Consider the following 20,282-nt stretch of genomic DNA (forward strand, 5'->3'; position numbering starts at 1 on the left):
AGGAGCGGATAGGAAATGCCGAAGTTTTTGGTTACACGATGGCACGGAATGCATCAAATGTGGGCCTTTGCATTGATGGTGCTCATGTCAGTGGGACTTGCATGGTTCGAGTGGCTGCTTGGGCTGCTCGGATTACTGCTCACGGCCTTGGTATTGTTTTATACCATAATGGCAGAACGTGCTTTCCGCAAAGATTTGAAATCGTATCTAGGCACGTTGTCCTACCGGGTTAAAAAGGCAGGAAACGATGTCGTCAGCGAGCTTCCTTTCGGAATTATTTTATATAACGAAGATCGTATGGTGGAATGGCATAATCCTTATATTGCTAATATGGTGGAGCGGGAAACCGTCATTGGCGTTCCGCTTGCGGAGCTTTTCCCGTCATTGCAGCAAGTGAAGGAACGCGAAGGAACGATTGAAGCTACAGTAGGCTCGCAAGTTTACCAGCTGATCTTCAAACAGAAGGAACGTATTCTTTATGTGAAGAACATTACGGATCTGTGGCAGCTTGGCCGCAAATACGATGATGAGAAGCTCGTTATCGGCATTGTAATGATCGATAATCTTGAAGAAGTTACGCAAGGTCTCGACGATCACCAGCGCAGCTCTATGCTCTCGAAGGTGACGACGGAAATTACCGAGTGGGCTCAAAAGTATCATATTTATTTGAAGAGGCTCACGTCGGATCGTTTTCTGCTCGTGACGGATCAAAAAACGTTAAAGCAGCTTGAACAGTCTCGTTTTGTCGTGCTGGACGAGGTTAGAGATATTACCGGCGATCACAAAATTCCGGTTACGCTGAGCATCGGTTTTGCGGCAGGGGCTGAGCATATAATCGAGCTCGGTCAATGGGCGCATATGAGTCTTGATATCGCGCTCGGACGAGGCGGCGACCAAGCAGCGGTGAAGGTTGGCAGTCGGCAATCCTTCTATGGCGGCAAGTCGAATGCGGTGGAGAAACGGACACGCGTGCGCGCACGGGTGGTCGCACATGCATTACGTGATCTGATACGCGAGAGCCATAACGTAGTCATTATGGGGCACAAAATGCCCGATATGGATGCGATTGGAGCAGCGATCGGTGTTATGAAGGCGGCGCAGCTGTTCGGCAAAGAAGCTTATATTGTGTTAGAAGGCGTAAATCCAGCCATTCAGAAAATGATGGAGCTCATCCGCGAAGACGAGAAGCTGTCCAAACGCTTTGTCTCACCAGAGCAGGCCTCGGCATTGATCACACCTCAGACGCTCGCAGTCGTTGTTGATACGCACAAAGTATCGATGGTTAAGGAGCCTAAGCTGCTTACACAGACCGACCGTATTGTTGTTGTCGATCATCACCGCCGCAGTGAGGAATTTATCGCGAATGCGATATTAATTTATATGGAGCCTTACGCTTCATCAACATGTGAGCTCGTAACGGAGCTGCTGCAATACATTCATGATCGAGTTGTACTCGATGTACGGGAATCAACAGCTTTGCTTGCCGGTATTACGGTAGATACAAAGAGCTTCTCGCTTCGCACTGGTGCGAGAACGTTTGAAGCGGCATCGTTCCTGCGCCGTAATGGGGCAGATTCGATGATGATTCAGCGGATGCTGAAAGAGGATCTTGAGGAATACGTACGCAAGGCCGAAATTATTAAGCATGCTGAGGTGCTTTATGAGCATGTCGCCATTGCAGTAACCGAAAGCGGTCGTAAATATTCGCAGCTGCTCATCGCGCAATCAGCGGATACGCTGCTGAATATGACGGATATACTTGCTTCCTTCGTTATCGGAGAGCGCCAAGATGGACTTATTGGCATTAGTGCGCGTTCACTAGGCCATATGAATGTACAGGTCGTCATGGAGAGAATGGGCGGAGGTGGACATTTGACGAATGCTGCCGCTCAGCTGGAAGGCTCTGTGGTGGAAGTAGCGGAACGTTTGAAACAAGTGTTAGAAGAAATTGAAAAGGAAGAGGGGTTATTTGAATGAAAGTAATCTTTTTGCAGGATGTTAAAGGACAAGGGAAAAAAGGGCAAGTAAAGGATCTGTCCGAAGGGTATGTACGTAATTTTCTATTGCCGCAAGGGCTTGCGAAGCTGGCATCCGACGGCAACCTGAAGACGCTTGAAGTACAGCATGCTTCTGAACAGAAGCGCAAGGATAAAGAAAAGCAGGACGCGCAAGAACTTGGCAAGAAGCTTGAAGAGATGACCATCGTAATTAAGACAAAAGCAGGCGAGGGCGGCAGACTATTTGGTGCCATTACGAGCAAACAAATTGGCGAAGCATTAGCGGCGAAAGGCATTAAAGTAGATAAACGCAAAATCGAGCTTGATGATCCAATCCGTACGCTAGGTGTTACACAAGTCGTTGTGAAGCTTCACCCTGAAGTGAAAGCAAAGCTGAACGTGCAGGCGTCTGAAGAATAGAGCAGTCTAAAGTATAAGCCAAGGTTTGTTACAGAACCTTGGCTTATGCTTACGAAGTAGGCTTTTATGTAAGACTTAGCTATATGCTTACGATGTAGGTTTTCTTCGAAAACCTTAGCGTATGCTTACGAAGTAGGTTTGCTATGCAAACCTTTTAGGAGGGGCCCATGAGCACTGAATTGATGTTTGATCGTGTTCCACCGCAAAACTTAGAAGCGGAACAAGCTGTTATCGGAGCGATATTGCTGCAATCAGAAGCCTTGATTACAGCGATGGAGCGCGTGCGCAGTGAAGACTTCTACAGCGGTCCTCACAGACAAATATATGAGGCGATGGTTGAAATCGCAGAGAACAACCAGCCGGTTGATCTCGTGACCTTGACAGCGCATTTGCAGGATCAGCATTTGCTTGAGGAAATTGGTGGAGTCAGCTATTTGGCGAAGCTTGCCAACTCGGTGCCAACCGCAGCAAACGTTGACTACTATGCACAAATTGTAGAAGAGAAGTCGATGCTGAGGCGCCTTATTCGCACAGCAACAAACATCGTATCCGATGGTTATGCGAATTCAGAGGATGTTGGTGTACTTCTCGGAGATGCAGAGAAACAAATTCTCGAAATATCGAACCGCCGCTCTGGTAGCGGGTTCATCTCCATTAGAGACGTATTGATGGAGGTATTCGAGAAGGTAGAGCAGCTGTACCAGGATAAAGGCGGCACAACAGGCATTCCATCCGGATTTACCGATCTGGATCGGATGACGGCCGGCTTCCAGCGAAGCGACCTGATCATCGTTGCTGCCCGTCCTTCTGTAGGTAAAACGGCATTCGCGCTTAACGTTGCACAAAATGTTGGCGTTCGCGCACGCGAGACCGTCGCGATCTTTAGTCTGGAGATGTCAGCGGCACAGCTTGTACAGCGTATGATTTGCGCAGAAGCAAATGTAGACGCCCAGCGGATGCGGACAGGGCACCTCGAAGGCGATGACTGGGAAAAGCTGACGATGGCGATTGGATCGCTTTCGGAGGCACAAATCTTTATTGATGATACACCGGGCATTACGGTCGCAGAAATTCGCGCCAAATGCCGTCGCTTGAAGAAGGAAAAAGGGCTAGGCATGATCATGATAGACTATTTGCAGCTGATCTCCGGCCGCGGTAAAGCGGGCGAGAATAGGCAGCAAGAGGTATCCGAAATTTCACGTACACTGAAGCAAATTGCGCGTGAGCTTGAAGTTCCCGTTATTGCACTTTCTCAGCTGAGCCGGGGCGTTGAGCAGCGGCAAGACAAACGTCCGATGATGTCCGACCTTCGGGAATCGGGATCTATCGAGCAAGATGCTGATATCGTATCGTTCCTTTACCGGGATGATTATTATGACAAAGAGTCTGAGAAAAAAGATATTATCGAGATCATTATCGCTAAACAGCGGAATGGACCGGTAGGTACGGTTGAGCTCGTGTTTCTCAAAAAGTACAATAAATTCGTAAGTATCGATCGCGCGCATCAAGATCCGATGCAAGCGTCGTGAATATCCGAACAATTGTATGTGTAGTTATGCAATTGTTCGTTTTTCGTTTGACTTCTCGATGTTGGACTGCTACACTATTAATGCTGTCTTTTGACTTGTGACACGGGCCCTTTTATAAAAGGTTTGCTGGTGTATAAAGCATTGGGACGGTAATTTTCGGTGCTTATAAACACCGGACGGGGGTATAATTATGTCTACGGTTGTTGTAGTTGGTACACAGTGGGGAGACGAAGGTAAAGGCAAAATCACTGATTACTTGGCAGAGGGAGCCGACGTCGTCGCTCGTTACCAAGGAGGAAACAATGCCGGACACACCATCCTTATTGATAACAAAAAATATAAATTGACGATGATTCCATCGGGTATTTTCAATCATGATAAAACTTGCGTCATCGGTAACGGAATGGTTATTAATCCGGAAGCTCTGATTGACGAAATTAACTATATTCACGAAAATGGCTTCTCTACTGATAATTTGAAAATTAGCGATCGCGCTCATGTCATTATGCCTTATCACCTTGTACTTGACGGTCTTGAAGAGGATCGTAAAGGCGATAATAAAATCGGCACAACTCGCAAAGGGATCGGCCCTTGCTACATGGATAAAGCGGCACGCAATGGCATTCGTATTGCTGATTTGATGGATGCTGAGGAATTTGAATCCAGAGTTCGCAGCATTATCATCGAGAAAAACCAATTGATTGAGCAAGTATATGGCGGAGCGCATCTTAATGCGGATTCCATCGTTGCCGACTATCTTGGTTATGCAGAAGTGCTTCGCAAATATGTAACAGATACTTCAGTTATTCTAAACGATGCTATCGATGCTGGTCAGAAAGTTTTGTTCGAAGGCGCTCAAGGCGTTATGCTCGATATTGACCAAGGAACTTATCCGTACGTAACATCATCCAACCCATCAGCTGGCGGAGTTTGTATCGGTTCTGGCGTTGGTCCGTCAAAAATTCAGCAAGTTATTGGTGTTGCAAAAGCATACACAACTCGTGTAGGCGATGGTCCTTTCCCAACAGAGCAAGACAACGAAATCGGTCAAATGATTCGTGACAAAGGCCATGAATACGGTACAGTAACAGGTCGTCCACGCCGCGTTGGCTGGTTCGATACGGTAGTTGTTCGTCATGCACGCCGCGTTAGCGGTATTACAGGTCTTTCTCTGAACTCGCTAGACGTTCTTACAGGCCTTGAAACAGTTAAAATTTGCACAGGCTACAAATTGCGCGGCGAAGTGATTGATACTTACCCAGCAAGCCTCAAAATGGTATCAGAGTGCGAAGCGATTTACGAGGAGCACCCAGGCTGGTCAGAGGATATCTCTGGCGCGAAAACACTTGAGGATCTTCCAGTGAATACTCGCAATTACTTGAACCGTGTATCCGAGCTTACAGGTATTCCAATTGCGATCTTCTCCGTTGGCCGTAACCGCGAGCAAACAAATCCGGTTCGTCCGATTTACGAATAAAATGTTTTTTACAAAGGGTGGCCTGCGGGCCATCCTTTTTTTTGTATATAAAAATGATGAAAACCTGCTTTAAAACACGTAAATTATAGGAAATTAATAGAGTGTAGAAGAATGGTTGTCCCTAATGTTGACCATAATGGTATATAACAGATTATGGAAAGTGCAGCTGCTAAATAACAATTTGTCAGCTGCTGGACGAAGGGATTGGTGCGGCAATGTTGAAAAAAGTAGAATGGCTGGCGAAAATTGTAGCAGCAGGATTAATCGTAAGTTTCTTATCCATTTGGACGACGGGATATATTGTAACCAGCTATGTGGAAACGATATTAAAACAATTCAATTTACCGCTTGAAGTGCCGCCGATGGCAATGTCAGGCGTATGGGGCAAACTATGGGGAGCAGATCCGCTAGTAACGACGGATATTGCAGATAAAGAAGAGAAGAAGACTATAGCTGATGGTGAGGATACTCCAGCAACAGATGCAGGTGAAAATGAGCAGACTGATCCACCGGCAGCCATCGACGCCTTTGGGCAAGCAACGGATGCTCCGCTTACCGATATGGGCATTGGCGGGGGCACCGAAGCAGGAAGTGGCGCAAAACCTGAAGATGGCAGTGTTGAAGAGGGAACAGCTGGTGTTGATGATACCGAAACAGCGATGACAACGGATGATTTGACTGAAGTAAAGGATCAAATGAGCGATGAGGATAAGGAAAAACTATTCAGTCTGCTTATGACAAAATTACCGCAAGAATCGTGGCAAACAATCTCTCAATATATCGAAAACGGGCTGACAGAACAAGAGTTGACAGAGATTCAACAAATAATGGCACAACACCTCGACAAGACCGAATATGGGCAAATGATGGAGATTCTGAAAAAATATTAATATTGTGAATAGGGTGTAAAGGTTGCTCCAATTGTTGGGCATATGTTACAGTATTAGGCGAACGATCCGACAGGATAATTCGTCTTTTTTTATGTCGGAAATCGGAAAAAAAGTTGCATTAGCGCGAAAAGGAGACAATCATGACCGTTTTCAGGGACAAGGGTCGGATTCAGAAAGTATGGAATCAAGCGATTCAGTACTTTCGGCATGACCGATCGCAACAACTGGATGGCAAGACACAGCAACAATCCGCAAGTGATCAGGCAAACAAGCCGTTTTGGCGAAAAAAGCCGGTTCAGTTAGCGGGCGGGGCGCTCGTACTCCTCACAGTAGCCGGATTTAGCGGAATCCAATATGTTCAAGCAAACACAGTCGAATTTTATAACGTATATATGAATGGAACAGCCGTTGGAACCGTAAGTGATCCACAAGAAGTAGAGCAGCTAGTTTTGCTGGAAACCGAAGAGGTTCAGCAAGCTAACCCGGGCATTAACATGGTGCTTGATACAGGAACAATTACCTATGAGCCTGATCATGCATTCAAAGGAACTCCAGAAACTGCTGGTACGCTGGACAAGCTTGAAGGGTTGTTTACCTCTCATGCGGTTGGTGTCGAAGTGAAGGTTGATGGAAAAGTCATCGGCATAGTGAAAGACCAACAGACAGCAGATGAAGTTTTATTGCGCGTGCAAAGCAAGTTTGCACCGAAGCTTGCCGCAGCGAAGAAGGAAGCAAAGGAAGTGAAGTCGCTTTCGTTCAATGCAAAAGATGCAAAGCCGCCAGCGCTTGATTCGAAGGCAGCCTCTAAGCAGCCTGGGCGTGAAGTGACAGAAGTTGAATTCATCGAAGCGGTAATGATGGAATCAATCGATACCGATCCAGAACAGATCATGGAAGCAGAAGCCATTTATAAGATGCTCGTTCAAGGCAGTATTCAACCAACTAAATATACGGTACAAGCAGGCGATTGCGTTGGCTGTATCGCACAGAAATTTGATATTTCCCCAGAGGTTATTTATAAGAATAACGCATGGATTAAAGATGATAAGATAACGATTGGCGATGTTCTTGATCTAACGGTGCTCCAACCGGAGCTGACAGTAAAGACAACCGAGAATTTAGTTGAAGTAGAAACGATTGAACCACCTGTTGAAATTAAGAAAAATGCGAGCATGCGTGTTGGCGAGTCGAAGACGATAGCAAATGGTACGGCTGGCTCTAAACGAATGACTTATCGTATCGTGAAGCAAAACGGTTACGTCGTATCCGAAGAGCTTCTCACGAAAGAAGTAATTAAAGAAGCGACTCCAAAGATTGTTGAACGAGGAACGAAGGTTGTTTTGGGAGAAGGATCAGGACGTTTTGCAATGCCTGTCTCCGGATCTAGAATGACAAGTAAGTTCGGGAAACGTTGGGGACGCATGCATAACGGTATTGACCTTACTGGCAACAAGAACATTCTTGCATCCGATACAGGAAAAGTTGAGTTTGTTGGTACGAAGCCAGGACTAGGCAAGACGGTTATTATCAATCATAAGAACGGCTACAAAACCGTATACGGTCACCTTAGTTCTTACAATACCAAAGTAGGGGATATTGTTGAGAAGGGTGAAAAGATTGCTATCATGGGCAGTACAGGAAACTCTACTGGCGTTCATTTGCATTTTGAAGTACACAAGGACGGCGTCTTGCAAAATCCATTAAAGTACTTATAACATATACCCATAATTTACTAGAGAGAAACACTTTTGCTATAAGCGAAGTGTTTCTCTTTTTTGCGTATATAAATGATGTGTATGGACATGGAGTATTTAACTGATTCATGCAGTGATGGCGGACTGAGGAAAAACCTTTCAACATGAGGGAAGTTTCATTGTGAAGCAAGGGATAACAGTGTTAAAATAGAAGGTAATAAAAAGGACAAGCGACGGGCGGGTGTAGCGATGCACGGAAAAATATTAGTGGTCGATGACGAACAGCCGATTGCAGATATTATAAAGTTTAATTTGGAGAAGGAAGGGCATCAAGTTATTTGCGCTTTCGATGGCGGTGAGGCGGTACGGCTTGCGTTCGAGGAGCTTCCTGATCTTATTTTGCTGGACCTGATGCTGCCTGTAAAGGACGGTATGGATGTATGCCGTGAGGTTCGTGCCAAGCTGCAAATGCCAATCATTATGCTGACGGCTAAGGATACGGAAATTGATAAGGTGCTTGGGCTTGAGCTGGGCGCTGATGATTATGTGACAAAACCATTTAGCACAAGGGAATTGCTTGCGCGAGTGAAGGCGCATCTGCGCAGGCAGCAAAAGACAGAAGAAGCTGCAAGCGGTGATCATGCTGGCACTGCCGATCATTCCGCCGAGCAGGAGCAGCAGGGCTTTAAGCTGTTCAACCTATTTGTGGATACAGATATGTATGTCGTTTATAAGGACGGCGTGCCGCTTGATCTGACACATCGTGAGTATGAGCTCGTTTATTATATGGCCCGCAACAGCGGCAAGGTGATGACGCGGGAGCATTTGCTTCAAGCAGTATGGGGATTTGAGTATTTCGGAGACGTGCGAACGGTTGATGTTACGATTAGAAGATTGCGCGAGAAGATTGAGGATGATCCAAGTCGCCCTGAGTACATTATGACACGGCGCGGCCTTGGCTATATGATGCGCAACTCCAAGTCCGGAGGCTTCGGCCCAGGATGAAGGGCAAAAGTTTTTTTCGCACAATCCAAGTAAAGCTGGTCATCATCTATTTGCTGCTTATATTGGTGGCTATGCAGTTGATCGGTGTTTATTTTATAAGTACGGTCAAAAACTCCTTAATTGACAGCTTCACGAAAAATTTGAAGGAGCAAGCGGATATTTTATCTAAGTTTGCAGCTCCGAGCTTAGCGGCTAAACCAGATACTGAGGGTGATTCTGCGGAAAGCACGACAGAGGATCTTAGTTTGGTCGTTCGCAATCTGTTCAGCATTAGCGGCGCCGAGGTGCAGGTGCTTGATTCGAACGGGAAGATGGTAGCGACGTCCGTTCAAAGCAACGAGACCTATATTGGCCAGAAGAACAAATCGCTTGCTGTAAGCCGGGCACTTCAGAACATTACAGACAATGAGCAAGAAATTATAGATGATGATAATACACGCAAAAAGATGATTGCCCAACCAGTGACGATTAATGACAACAAGGTGGTTGGGGTTGTATATGTCGTTGCGTCGATGAACGAGCTGTATGAGACCGTCAACAGGGTCAATCAGATCTTTTTCTCAGGGACACTTATTGCGCTTGGGCTCACGGGAGTGCTTGGCATATTGCTTGCTCATACCATTACGAGCCCGATTCAAGGTCTGACGAGGCAAGCAGAGGCGATTTCACAAGGGAAATTCGATCTTCAGGTGCCCGTGCTTGGTGATGATGAAATTGGCAGCTTGAGCGTTGCCTTCAACGATATGACGATTCGGCTTAAAGAAGCTCTATCGGTAAATGAAGAGGAAAATGAGAAGCTGAATTCCGTTCTCTCCAACATGAGCGATGGCGTTGTTGCAGCGGATGAGAATGGCAAGGTCATCGTATGGAACAGGAGAGCGCTAGAACTGCTCGACGTACGCTCCTGTGAAGGACTTGAGTTGTCCGAGCTGTTCGATCTATCCGAGGAACGGCTCGAAGAGCTGCAGCAAGGACGCGGTCAGACACTGCTTATTGAACGTGATGAGGATGGGCAGGAGATGAACGATAATGATGAAGGGCTGCTTAAAGTAACATTTACGCCTATTCATCGTCGGGATAAGGGCATTACCGGAACGATAGCTGTCTTGCAGGATGTGACAGAACAAGAGAAACTTGAGCAATCGCGGCGTCAGTTTGTCGCGAATGTATCGCATGAGCTGCGTACACCGCTTACTACAATTAAGAGTTATGCAGAAGCACTTAATGACGGTGCACTGGATGAACGGGAGTTATCCGAGCGGTTTGTTGGCGTTATTCGCAATGAAACGGAGCGGATGATTCGGCTCGTCACAGATCTGCTGCATTTGTCGCGGCTCGATTCAAACCAAGCGCCGCTGCGCCGCAGACAGACAAATGTTCATGACATGCTTGATGAAGTGGCAGATCGTTTCTCATTTCAGCTTAGGCAGAAGTCGATTAAAGCCGCAGTGAGCGTTGATCAAGGGCTGGAGTCCGCTTGGCTGGATCGCGATCAGATTGATCAGGTGCTTGATAATTTATTCTCCAATGCAATCAAATATACGCTGGACGGTGGAACGATTGAATTAACGGCGAAGAAGCCGGCCGATTCGGCATCACTTTCAATTAGTGTGAAGGATACTGGCATTGGAATTCCGAAAAAGGATTTGAATCGTATTTTTGACCGCTTCTATCGTGTAGATAAAGCTCGCTCACGCAATATGGGCGGAACAGGCCTTGGGCTTTCGATTGCCCGGGAAATTGTGAAGGCACATAGCGGTACGATTTCACTTGATTCCGAGCTAAATGAAGGAACTACGGTTACATTTACTCTTCCACTTCTACAGGAAGGGGGCGAGCTGGCATGAAAGAAAAAATAAAGACAACAACGCTTATCCTGCTAGTCGTGCTTAGTCTCCTTCAAAGCTATTTGCTTGCATACAGCATGCCTGGTCTTGGCGCTACGGTAAGAAGCGATCAGGATTATGTTAATTCGGAGCCAATAGGAAAACCGACAAGCGTAGAGAGTGTTATTTTTCCAGAAGCGTTAGTTATCCACTTAGGCGGCAATAAGCATACCATCATCTATCCGGGGACACAGTTCTACGAGATGATTCTTAACCAGCGCATTCAGGGTAGAGAATTTAAAGGGTTCCAGCGAAGCCCTTCGGATGTGCTCAACTGGGAAGAAATTCGCAAAAATGATATCGGTATCGAGCTTCGCTTTGATAACGGCATTCCAGTAGAGCTGCTGCAGAAGCTGCTTAAGCTGGAAGGTGATTTGCTGTTCTTGAACGAAACAATTGACCGCATCTGGATTTTCAAGACGTCGGGCACCGAGGAAATTCGAACGTTCTTTTTTAGCGCTGATGGCGAGATGGTTTATGAGTCCGTTCGTGCGGATCTGACGGTACGCGATGTGCAGGACTATGTGGGGTTTGGGCAGTTCCAGCCTAAGTACACCATGACAGCAGACGGCCTTTATATTCCGGTTGCGCCGATTCAGTCAACGGAAATCGTATTTCCTTACGAGACGTATTCGCCGGATTTGATGAAACGAAGCTTATTTTTCGATCAAAGCACAACAAGAGCAATTGAAGACCGAGGCGGTTCGCAAATTTATACAGACGGCAAGCGGGGATTGCAGGTAGAACAGAACGGCAAGTGGATCAGCTATACAGATCCAAGCGCTCCGCAAATTACGGAAAACTTGCTTAGCGACAATGTGTATGCCTCAGTAGATTTTGTCAATCAGCATGGCGGATGGGACGGCACACATCGTTTTGTGAATGCTATGCCAGGCAGCGAAGGCAAGGATATTAGATTTAAGCAATATGTCGAGCAGTATCCTGTTATGGATACGAAGCCGTTCCGCTATGGGTACATGAGATTAAGGCTTCAGCAAGGTGTCGTAACCGAATATTCGAGGACACTTATTACACTTGGAGCGCAGTCGGAATCGAGGAATGTTCGCTGGTTGTCAGGCGGGGAAGAGCTGGAGAAAACGCTCAGTAATTACGATAGACGCAGCGAAGTGACAGCTTTGTTCCCAGCGCTGCAAGCTGCTCCAATCGATGAGAACAGACTTCGGTTCATACCGGTATGGGCTGTTCGCTTGAAAGACGGTACGGAAGAAATATTGGTAGAGGCTTATCGAAGCGGATTTACACCGCCTGAGCAGAAGGATGAGGACGCTGTGCAAGGCGAGGCTGATGGCAATTCAGAGAAGCCAAATGATACGACAGCAACAGCAGCTAAAGCTGCAGGAGCGGTAAGCTTATCAGCAGGTGCGAGCCAAATTCGTTCGCTTAATGGACCATAGAAATGGGATGCAAAAGCAGGAGGTGAAGGCGATTGGATTGGGGACGAGCGAAAAACGTGCTTATTATTTCGTTTTTGCTGCTCAATGTATTACTTGGTTATCAGCTATGGCTGGATATCAGGGAACAGTTGAACATTAATGTAAATACGGCGGAGCTGCCGCAGGATAAGTTACTGCTCATGCAGCAGAAGCGAATTTCGTTAGAAGCCAATCTATCGCTGGAAACACCTGAGCTCAAAGACTTAACTTATTTGCTCCACTCTGACAGCCGCAAAAATGCGGAACCAGTCATATTGAAAGAACCGGTGGATAGTACGATCATCTATTCCAAAAAAGAATTAATAAAGACACTGGGAGATCGTATTCCTGAGCTTGATCAATATGCATTTGATTTGCTGAACAGCAGCGTAGGCGAGTCTGTTTTTTATCGGGTAGTAGAGGGACGTCCGATGTTTGATGTGAAGCTGAAGCTTTATATTAAGGATCAGAAGATTACTTCTTTTTTGCAGGATCGCGTAGAGCTGCTCGGATCTGGTGAAGCCAAGCAGGTGCTGCCAGCTGCCAAGGTGGTAGCGAGCTTAATTGAAACTTATTTACCCGATGGTGCGGTCATTACCGATATCCAGCTTGGCTATAAAGGACAAATCTTTGATTCGGAGCGTCAAGTGTCGGTGCCGTCATGGCGTGTTATGCTGGAGGACGGCCATCAGTTTTACGTGCATGCCATCAGCGGCGAGGTTGCAACGGATGATGAGCAAGGGGAAGCGGCAGCGAACGGTTTACGTTAACGGGAGCAGGAGAAGGGACAGGAAAAAGCAATTATGGGACTTCGATTCACAGTACTAGGAAGCGGATCGACCGGCAATGCAACCATCGTGCAAGGGAATGATAAGATGGTCATTGTAGATGCCGGTATGAGCGCGAAGAAGCTGGATGAACTCATGCGCGAGCGCGGAGTAATGGGTCATCAATTGGACGGGCTGTTCGTCACACATGAGCATTCCGATCATATTAAGGGATTGGGTGCTTTTGCAAGGAAATATGATTTGCCCATTTATGCCAATGAGGCAACGTGGGCTGCAATGGAGAGGCATGTTGGCACGATTGCACCAGAGAAGCGAGTGTTTATGGAGACAGGTGAAGAGGTGAACCTCGGTTCAATGGCCATTCAATCGTATCCAATCTCGCATGATGCAGCAGAACCTGTAGGTTATTGCTTTGTAGAGAATGGCGAGAAGCTAAGCCTAGCTACTGACCTAGGGTATGTAAGTGAAAAGGTCAAACGTCAAATTATTGATTCCGATGTGCTTGTGCTTGAGGCCAATCATGATACGGAAATGCTTCGTATGGGGCGATATCCGTGGAATACGAAGCGCCGGATATTGAGTGATGTTGGCCATTTATCCAATGTAGCTGCAGGCGAAGCGCTGTTAGAGCTCATGACAGATCGAACAAAACGCGTTTATTTGGCTCATTTGAGCCTTGACCATAATTTAATGGATTTGGCAATGCTGACCGTGAATACTATATTAGAGGACCATGGAATATTTTATAAGAAAGAAGAACACCCTCTACGCGCAACCTATCACGACCGACCTACGTCATGGGATGTAGTGAAGCAGAAATAAGGGATTCCAGCTGTGCATCAAGCGCATCCGCTTTAGCACTTAGCTCTTCTCTAGTAAGTATGCCCTTATCGATAAACAATTCTAGCATCGCACTTAAGGTGAGAACGGTACGGTAGTGATCATCCTTTAAATCTGCTAGCTTTGCAGCAAGCTGAACATGTTCCCAAGCGACAGGCGTTTTGGATTTCATATATCATTTCTCCTTTAGTGGAACGACTTTTGAAGCGCAACAAAAAACTTCTGATAAGCATCGCATGATTCTATTATTATTTTAGTCATTTCTTCCGAAAACATTCCTAGATTCAAAAAAATAGTCTTGATGTCCGAGGCATTGAGAGGGGCGATAGTAATGAGCTTATTCGACGACGATTTTTATTCAACCAAAGTATCCAAGCGTGCTGCTCGCGAGAGTAAGAAAGGAGACTTTGCATTTAGATATAAGAGCGGTGGACGCAAGTGGTCCAACGTTCGTATTGCATTTGTATCTTCTATTACGAGCGCGGTAGCTGCAACGTTGTTGTTCGGTGCTGTGTTTGGCGGCGGAGGCAGTGGTACGACCAGCGGCGGCGGCGGCGCACCGGTAACGGGTGGTATACAAGTGATTGATCCGCTTGAGCGTCCTATACAGGCTTCAGCGAAAGTAAGACCGGCCGTCGTAAGCGTCATTAATCAGCAAATGTTCTCTCTTGGCATTGGAAAAGACAAATCGCAGCCGGAAAAAGAAGAAGGCAAAGGTACGCTTCGCGAAGCGGGTGTGGGCTCAGGTGTCATCATTAGCAAGAAGGATGGCAAAGCGATTATTATTACGAATTATCACGTCATTGATCAGGCACAAGCGGTAAAGGTTGTACTGATGAATGGAGAAGCGCGTGAGGCACGTATTGTCGGTAAAGATCAAATTACGGATCTTGCAGTGCTGGAAATTGACGCAAAAGGAATCGAAGTCGTTGCAGAAATTGGCGATTCGTCTGCGCTTCGCCCTGCTGAATATATTATTGCGATCGGCAACCCGCTCGGACTCGGAGAGTCTGTGACAACGGGCAGCGTGAGCAAGACAAGACAAATTGTGCCGGTATCACTTAATCAAGATGGAGTATACGACTGGGAACAAGAGGTTATTCAAATTGATGCATCCATAAACCAAGGAAACAGCGGCGGACCGCTTATCGATTTGAATGGACGTGTAGTTGGCATCAACAGTATGAAAATAGCTGATCTTGGCGTAGAGGGCATTGGCTTTGCTATCCCAATCAATCTGGCTATGCCGATTGTTGAAAGCTTAATTAAGCTGGGCCATGTGCCGCGTCCATATCTTGGCGTATACACGATGGATTTGGAGCAATATTGGGAGCAGCAGGACTTTGAGGATGCGTACAGCAATCCTGGCGAAGGCGGGATTTTGCCGGAGGGCGATGTCCCTCATGACGAAGAAGAGGCTGACCCAGGCGATGATCAGATTCTTGAGGGCGGACAGAAGCTTACGCTGCCAGACGAGGTTTACGATGGTGTAATCGTGCTTGAAGCGGTTGGTCCTGCTAAGGATGCAGGTTTGCTGTTCAATGACGTGATCGTTAAGCTGGATCGTCATCCGATCAGCAGTACGATGGACCTTCGCAAATATTTGTACCAACAGAAGAAGATTGGTGACGAGATTGAGATTAGCTTTTACCGTGATGGGAAGTTGAAGGTTACGAAGTTTAAGCTGGCTGAGAAGACAGATGAGGAATAAGTTCGAGTGCATAAGCTGGATAAAGATTGGTTAGTTCAAGCTTATTGAGCTGGAATCTTAGGAATAGCTCGAAGGAGCCGCGGTATGCAAATGGTAACCCATTTGTGTGCTGCGGTTTTTTTTGTGCGTGGATGTGGGGAGCATACTGGGAAAGGGATCGTGCGGAGATAATACGAAAATTGTCGTCTTCACATGGAGAGGCGTTTTCTGATATGCTGTGTATAGACAATAAGGACGACCATCAACTAGGGATAGGAAGCGTGCAGACGATGTATTGTGTATGTAAAGAGCATATTGAGAAAGCATTGGACCGTTTTGTAGATGAGTATGAGGATGCACCAGACGTAGTAGATCTGAAGGAAACACAATTTGCAGACTGGGATCCACCGCGCAAATGTGATTTTTGTGAAGAACCAGCTACTTTTTTGGTGGTGTAGAAATGCATATACAGATAGCTGCTGTTGGTAAGCTGAAGGAAAAGTACTTAGTGCTTGGCATAGCGGAATATGCCAAGCGGTTAGGGCCTTACGTGAAGCTTACGCTCACGGAAGTGCCCGATGAGAAGGCGCCGGAGACGATGAGTGCGGCGGAGGAAGCGATTGTGCGCGAGCGAGAGGGCGAGAGGCTTCTAGCGCAGCTTAAGCCTGATACGCATGTTGTCGCGCTCGCGCTGGATGGCGAGCTCTGGTCAAGCGAGGATCTCGCGGGCCAGCTCGATAAATTAGCCACGTATGGGCGCAGCCACGTGGCTTTTGTTATTGGCGGGAGTACGGGATTGTCTCCCGCTGTGATGAAGCGCGCCCAGCAGAAGCTGAGCTTTGGGCGCATGACCTTGCCGCACCAGCTGATGCGTCTGGTGCTGATTGAGCAGATTTATCGCGGAGTGAAGATAAATCGGGGGGAACCGTACCATAAGTAAATGAGCTTTTTCTAAATTCAAATTTAAGTTATAATTTTTACAAGGGGGTTAGATTAATGAATTTAAAAGATGTTATAGAAAATAGAAGTGCGAACTTTGAAGAAGTTATAGATATATTCCAAAATACAATTCTACCAGAAGTGCAAATAAAGATTAATACGGGCAGATTTCATAAAATGTCATCCAAACTTAAAACAGAATTATTACCAACTAATCAGAGAAATTTAACAGATGCTAGAACACGTATAGGAACACTATTAGAATACCAATTTGCTTTTGAATTAAATAATCTACTTAAAGATAAATATTATCTAAGAGAATACGATGTGGGTTTTGTTTTAGCTAATCAATACCCAGACTTAGTTATACGAAACGAATTACATGAGGTAGTGTTAAGAATTGAAATGAAGTCTATTCAAGGAATTTCTGAAGAGAAATCAGCAAATTTTGATGCACTTATACGAAATATTGAAAAAAACGCAGATCTCTTATGTATAATTCTTTGGGAATGGGAGTCAATTGAATCTAAACAAACAGAATTAGATTACCCCAAAATTTCAAAGATATATCTATTTGATGCATATGAAATTGCTAAAATGAGAGATTGTGGATGGCTAAAAAATATTTCAAGTCAATTAGGTAATAAAATTATTGACGTATCGGGTGTTTATGTTCCCATTAATACAACAACATTTAAACAAGAAGAAGGAAATATAGGGAAAATATTAAGAATTAATACTAACCAAGAAAATACTGCGGCAATTTTATATGAAAAATTCAAAAAAGAGGTTCAGCTATTTGGTATTCAGCAGATTGTAAAGCAGTGTGTAAGACTTTTTTCAGGACATGAACAAGAAATAATATTCGATTCTAACGAATATGATAGTAATGAAGTTCAAAAAATATATCACGAAATTAAAGAAGATGTAAGTATATTAATTTTAGCCGGTAATAGAAGAAGTAAAACAAAAATAACAAATATTACCAGAGATGTGTTGAGAGAGAAACAAATACAATCAACATATGTTGTAATTATGAATGAAAAATTTGATTGGACTTTATTCAGAATCTCATTAACAGAGATATTAAAACTTGAAGAGGGTAATAAACCTCAGAGCTTATATATGACAGTAGCCCCTTTAAATTAATTAGGGGCTATTTCTTCATTAAATAAAAGGAAATTTAATTGTTGACTTATTAGCCATTGTTCTTTATTGAAATTTCTACCAGAATGATGATTAATAAATTTTTCTAATTCTTCATAATTGTTTAAAGAAACCATTTTTCTCGAATTAATTGAATAAATATCTATTAACCCTTCCGAATTGCTTATAAAATTAAAGAGGTAACCACCTTCTAAATCATTTGAGTCATCTTCTTTTAAAATTATACAAATCCCATCATTTATATAGTCCTTAGTACTTTCCATCAAAAATTCAGCTTCAATATTACCAGATTTTTTAATAGTTACAACGTTATTAAAAGGTAATGAAAATTGATTTGCCATAAGTTATCAAGTTTTCTCCTTTAGATTTGACGTTAATTACGCTTACCTAGTATTATAAAGTAATTGTTGATATAAGTAATCAAAACTAGAGATAAATATTTCTCAGTTACGTGTTGCTTAAATTTTCATACAAAAAGGAGTAGTAAAATGAATTATTTAAACCAAAAAGATTTAGAAGTTTTATCTGGTGAGCAAACAATAAGACTTATCAAAAATGCTAATGATGCTTTAAGAAATTCTAGAAGTAGCGGTATCATGCAAAGATTAGACGATATAGTAAAGCTGGTCATCTTGAAAATTTACGATGAAATTGAAGTCGAATCTGGAGTTAAGTGTGAGTATGAATTTCAAATTTCAAATGAAGATGATGTTGATAGTGTATACATGAGACTCCTGGATCTTTTTAAAAGGAATATAAACTCTCCTAACTTCTGCGATCTTTATCCGGAATCTCAAAAAAAACTTTCAACAGATCGTGAAGGAATTTACAATATATCCAAAATATGGGGATCATATAAATTTAAAGAATCCTTTGAAGATATTAAAGGAGCAGCTTTTCAGGAAATTTTAAAGAATACATTTGATAAAAATGAGAACCAACAGTTTTTCACTCCATCTGAATGTGCAGAATTTATGGCTAAATTGGGCTTAGAACTAATAAATAGAAAAGGGTTAATGAAAATCTCAGCGTGTGACCCAGCAATTGGAACTGGAGGATTATTACTTCAATTAAGTAAGTTATCAAATAGTTTTAATGAAAATTTTCAAATTGAATATTTTGGTTCAGATTATGATGAGAAGATGGCATGGTTATCTGCTATTAATATCTATTTATCCACTCAACAACATGGCAAAATAGCATGGGCAAATTGCATAGGAGGATCTTTAAATAAAGAAGAAAGTTTTATTGAAAGTGAATTATTTGATTTAATTCTCTCTAATCCGCCATTTGGTTCTGATATAACAAATGATGAAGTTTTAAAACAGTATAATTTAGGTGATAAAAATTCACGTAGACGAAGTATCTTGTTTATGGAACGTAATCTAGAGCTATTAAAGCCAGGTGGTATCTTAGTGATGGTAATTGATGAGAGTGTACTTAATTCAGAAAAAACCATTGATGTAAGAAAATATATTAGAAATAGTGCTAAACTGAAGGCTGTGTTTAGTCTTCCAGATGGTGCATTTTTACCATATGCTACTGTAAAAACTTCAATAGTTGTTCTTGAAAAGGTACTAAATCATGAAGTAGATAATTATGAATCTACATTGTTTTATGAAATTGTAAATACTGGACGCAAACCAAATGGAGATATTGATTATGTGAAGAATAATCTAGGCGAAAAAAATGTAAATAATGATTTTGAAGGAGCTTTTGATGTATTTAAAGATTATTTGAGTAATAAGGAATTAGATAGTACTTCAAAAAAATTCACCCTCGTGAACAAAGTAGATTTTATTTCTAGTGCTAAAGAGAATAGATTAAGTGATTGGAAAGCCTCTCGAATGGATATGTTACCTTATCATCCGATTGTAAAACTTTCTAATAAGGCCCTAAATAAGGCTGAGAATATTATTTTATTAAAAGAGGTAGTCTCTATCAGATCTGAAAGGGTTAATTCATTTAATTTTCCAAATGAAGTTTTCAAATATATTGGTTTAGCTAATATGGAAAAAGAAACTGGAGTAATAGAAGTAGAAGAAGTTTTTGGTGATGATATTAAGAGTACTTGTAATAAATTCTATTTAGGTGACATTATTTTTGCCAGAATGCGACCAGAGTTACGAAAAGTAGCAGTAATTGGTTCAGATGTAAAAGAAGGAATTTGTTCTTCTGAATGTGCCGTTATGTATATCAATGAAAAATATAGTGAAAGAATTTCAGCTGATTATTTAGCATGGATTTTCCGGAGTGACTTATTTTATGGTCAGGTGATAGGAAAAGTAACCGGTATTGGGAGACCTCGAATATCTTCAAATAGTTTGTTAAATTGCAAAATTCCTTTGCCTTCATTAGAAATGCAAAAAAATATTACCAACAAACTTGAAAGTGCTAAAGGAAGGTTAATTGATGTAAGAGCAGAAGTTCAAAAAATGTACGATCAAATTGAAAAAGAATATCGAAACAGTTTTGAAGTTATTGATGAATTACTCGTATACAATGCATTAAAGTAAAACTTAAATGT

General features: G+C 43.5%; 18 protein-coding genes. 16 read left to right on the top strand and 2 right to left on the bottom strand.

Annotated elements, in window-relative coordinates:
• Positions 1 to 15 precede the first annotated feature (15 nt).
• The 11 genes from AC1DOV_RS16105 to AC1DOV_RS16155 all read left to right on the top strand — a co-directional run bounded on the left by AC1DOV_RS16105 (position 16) and on the right by AC1DOV_RS16155 (position 13,941).
• Entirely contained in the window at positions 16 to 1,977 is a 1,962-nt protein-coding gene (locus AC1DOV_RS16105; protein WP_076266560.1) for a DHH family phosphoesterase, read from the top strand.
• A complete protein-coding gene (rplI, locus tag AC1DOV_RS16110) occupies positions 1,974 to 2,417 on the top strand; it encodes a 50S ribosomal protein L9 (RefSeq protein WP_076266559.1) in 444 nt (147 codons plus the stop codon). The genes AC1DOV_RS16105 and rplI overlap by 4 nt, the downstream gene beginning before the upstream one ends.
• Positions 2,418 to 2,584: 167 nt before the next feature.
• Positions 2,585 to 3,946, top strand: a complete 1,362-nt coding sequence (dnaB, locus tag AC1DOV_RS16115) for a replicative DNA helicase (RefSeq protein ID WP_076266558.1) — start codon at positions 2,585 to 2,587, stop codon at positions 3,944 to 3,946.
• A gap of 190 nt (positions 3,947 to 4,136) precedes the next feature.
• Entirely contained in the window at positions 4,137 to 5,423 is a 1,287-nt protein-coding gene (locus tag AC1DOV_RS16120; protein ID WP_076266557.1) for an adenylosuccinate synthase, read from the top strand.
• A 215-nt stretch (positions 5,424 to 5,638) separates the two neighbouring features.
• Positions 5,639 to 6,313, top strand: a complete 675-nt coding sequence (locus tag AC1DOV_RS16125; RefSeq protein ID WP_441878112.1) for a hypothetical protein — start codon at positions 5,639 to 5,641, stop codon at positions 6,311 to 6,313.
• 140 nt (positions 6,314 to 6,453) lie between these two features.
• Complete coding sequence (locus AC1DOV_RS16130; protein ID WP_477550430.1) at positions 6,454 to 8,028, top strand: LysM peptidoglycan-binding domain-containing M23 family metallopeptidase; 1,575 nt, start codon at positions 6,454 to 6,456, stop codon at positions 8,026 to 8,028.
• A gap of 228 nt (positions 8,029 to 8,256) precedes the next feature.
• The gene (gene yycF / locus AC1DOV_RS16135) at positions 8,257 to 9,012 is read left to right on the top strand and encodes a response regulator YycF (RefSeq protein ID WP_441878116.1); all 756 of its coding nucleotides are present in this window, start codon (positions 8,257 to 8,259) and stop codon (positions 9,010 to 9,012) included.
• Positions 9,009 to 10,859 (top strand): cell wall metabolism sensor histidine kinase WalK, encoded by a 1,851-nt coding sequence (walK, locus tag AC1DOV_RS16140; RefSeq protein WP_076266553.1) that lies wholly within the window; start codon positions 9,009 to 9,011, stop codon positions 10,857 to 10,859. Before yycF ends, walK begins: the two co-directional genes overlap by 4 nt.
• Positions 10,856 to 12,313: a YycH family regulatory protein gene (locus AC1DOV_RS16145; RefSeq protein WP_477550431.1), complete on the top strand. Its 1,458-nt coding sequence runs from the start codon at positions 10,856 to 10,858 to the stop codon at positions 12,311 to 12,313. The genes walK and AC1DOV_RS16145 overlap by 4 nt, the downstream gene beginning before the upstream one ends.
• A 32-nt stretch (positions 12,314 to 12,345) precedes the next feature.
• On the top strand, positions 12,346 to 13,101 hold the full coding sequence (gene yycI, locus AC1DOV_RS16150; protein ID WP_076266551.1) for a two-component system regulatory protein YycI: 756 nt from the start codon (positions 12,346 to 12,348) through the stop codon (positions 13,099 to 13,101).
• Positions 13,102 to 13,134: 33 nt separating this feature from the next.
• Positions 13,135 to 13,941 (top strand): MBL fold metallo-hydrolase, encoded by an 807-nt coding sequence (locus tag AC1DOV_RS16155; protein WP_076266550.1) that lies wholly within the window; start codon positions 13,135 to 13,137, stop codon positions 13,939 to 13,941.
• Here the strand turns inward: AC1DOV_RS16155 and AC1DOV_RS16160 are convergent.
• Positions 13,910 to 14,131: a hypothetical protein gene (locus AC1DOV_RS16160; protein WP_076266549.1), complete on the bottom strand. Its 222-nt coding sequence runs from the start codon at positions 14,129 to 14,131 to the stop codon at positions 13,910 to 13,912. The genes AC1DOV_RS16155 and AC1DOV_RS16160 overlap by 32 nt on opposite strands.
• Positions 14,132 to 14,290: 159 nt before the next feature.
• Between AC1DOV_RS16160 and AC1DOV_RS16165 the strand changes: the two genes are divergently transcribed.
• The 4 genes from AC1DOV_RS16165 (at position 14,291) to AC1DOV_RS16180 (ending at position 17,737) form a co-directional block, all read left to right on the top strand.
• On the top strand, positions 14,291 to 15,670 hold the full coding sequence (locus AC1DOV_RS16165) for a S1C family serine protease (RefSeq protein WP_475445278.1): 1,380 nt from the start codon (positions 14,291 to 14,293) through the stop codon (positions 15,668 to 15,670).
• A gap of 269 nt (positions 15,671 to 15,939) precedes the next feature.
• Positions 15,940 to 16,107 carry a CxxH/CxxC protein gene (locus AC1DOV_RS16170; RefSeq protein ID WP_063847536.1) on the top strand — a complete coding sequence of 56 codons (168 nt, stop codon included), beginning with the start codon at positions 15,940 to 15,942 and terminating at the stop codon, positions 16,105 to 16,107.
• A 2-nt stretch (positions 16,108 to 16,109) separates the two neighbouring features.
• The gene (gene rlmH, locus AC1DOV_RS16175; RefSeq protein WP_477550432.1) at positions 16,110 to 16,589 is read left to right on the top strand and encodes a 23S rRNA (pseudouridine(1915)-N(3))-methyltransferase RlmH; all 480 of its coding nucleotides are present in this window, start codon (positions 16,110 to 16,112) and stop codon (positions 16,587 to 16,589) included.
• A 56-nt stretch (positions 16,590 to 16,645) separates the two neighbouring features.
• The gene (locus AC1DOV_RS16180) at positions 16,646 to 17,737 is read left to right on the top strand and encodes a hypothetical protein (protein ID WP_477550433.1); all 1,092 of its coding nucleotides are present in this window, start codon (positions 16,646 to 16,648) and stop codon (positions 17,735 to 17,737) included.
• On the opposite strand, the gene AC1DOV_RS16185 is transcribed toward AC1DOV_RS16180, so the two are convergent.
• Positions 17,734 to 18,096, bottom strand: a complete 363-nt coding sequence (locus AC1DOV_RS16185) for a hypothetical protein (protein WP_477550434.1) — start codon at positions 18,094 to 18,096, stop codon at positions 17,734 to 17,736. The genes AC1DOV_RS16180 and AC1DOV_RS16185 overlap by 4 nt on opposite strands.
• A gap of 147 nt (positions 18,097 to 18,243) precedes the next feature.
• On the opposite strand from AC1DOV_RS16185, the gene AC1DOV_RS16190 reads away from it, so the two are divergent.
• Positions 18,244 to 20,271, top strand: a complete 2,028-nt coding sequence (locus tag AC1DOV_RS16190) for an N-6 DNA methylase (protein ID WP_477550435.1) — start codon at positions 18,244 to 18,246, stop codon at positions 20,269 to 20,271.
• Positions 20,272 to 20,282 lie beyond the last annotated feature (11 nt).

The organism is Paenibacillus sp. 01T47 (assembly GCF_056398245.1).

Bases quoted from the DNA above. Each gene is read 5' to 3' on its own strand.
- AC1DOV_RS16170 (WP_063847536.1), top strand. From the start codon at position 15,940: ATGTATTGTGTATGTAAAGAGCATATTGAGAAAGCATTGGACCGTTTT.
- AC1DOV_RS16190 (WP_477550435.1), top strand. From the start codon at position 18,244: ATGAATTATTTAAACCAAAAAGATTTAGAAGTTTTATCTGGTGAGCAA.
- AC1DOV_RS16185 (WP_477550434.1), bottom strand. From the start codon at position 18,096: ATGGCAAATCAATTTTCATTACCTTTTAATAACGTTGTAACTATTAAA.
- AC1DOV_RS16160 (WP_076266549.1), bottom strand. From the start codon at position 14,131: ATGAAATCCAAAACGCCTGTCGCTTGGGAACATGTTCAGCTTGCTGCA.
- rlmH (WP_477550432.1), top strand. From the start codon at position 16,110: ATGCATATACAGATAGCTGCTGTTGGTAAGCTGAAGGAAAAGTACTTA.
- AC1DOV_RS16130 (WP_477550430.1), top strand. From the start codon at position 6,454: ATGACCGTTTTCAGGGACAAGGGTCGGATTCAGAAAGTATGGAATCAA.
- AC1DOV_RS16105 (WP_076266560.1), top strand. From the start codon at position 16: ATGCCGAAGTTTTTGGTTACACGATGGCACGGAATGCATCAAATGTGG.
- AC1DOV_RS16165 (WP_475445278.1), top strand. From the start codon at position 14,291: ATGAGCTTATTCGACGACGATTTTTATTCAACCAAAGTATCCAAGCGT.
- walK (WP_076266553.1), top strand. From the start codon at position 9,009: ATGAAGGGCAAAAGTTTTTTTCGCACAATCCAAGTAAAGCTGGTCATC.
- AC1DOV_RS16125 (WP_441878112.1), top strand. From the start codon at position 5,639: ATGTTGAAAAAAGTAGAATGGCTGGCGAAAATTGTAGCAGCAGGATTA.
- dnaB (WP_076266558.1), top strand. From the start codon at position 2,585: ATGAGCACTGAATTGATGTTTGATCGTGTTCCACCGCAAAACTTAGAA.
- rplI (WP_076266559.1), top strand. From the start codon at position 1,974: ATGAAAGTAATCTTTTTGCAGGATGTTAAAGGACAAGGGAAAAAAGGG.
- yycF (WP_441878116.1), top strand. From the start codon at position 8,257: ATGCACGGAAAAATATTAGTGGTCGATGACGAACAGCCGATTGCAGAT.
- AC1DOV_RS16180 (WP_477550433.1), top strand. From the start codon at position 16,646: ATGAATTTAAAAGATGTTATAGAAAATAGAAGTGCGAACTTTGAAGAA.
- AC1DOV_RS16120 (WP_076266557.1), top strand. From the start codon at position 4,137: ATGTCTACGGTTGTTGTAGTTGGTACACAGTGGGGAGACGAAGGTAAA.
- AC1DOV_RS16155 (WP_076266550.1), top strand. From the start codon at position 13,135: ATGGGACTTCGATTCACAGTACTAGGAAGCGGATCGACCGGCAATGCA.
- AC1DOV_RS16145 (WP_477550431.1), top strand. From the start codon at position 10,856: ATGAAAGAAAAAATAAAGACAACAACGCTTATCCTGCTAGTCGTGCTT.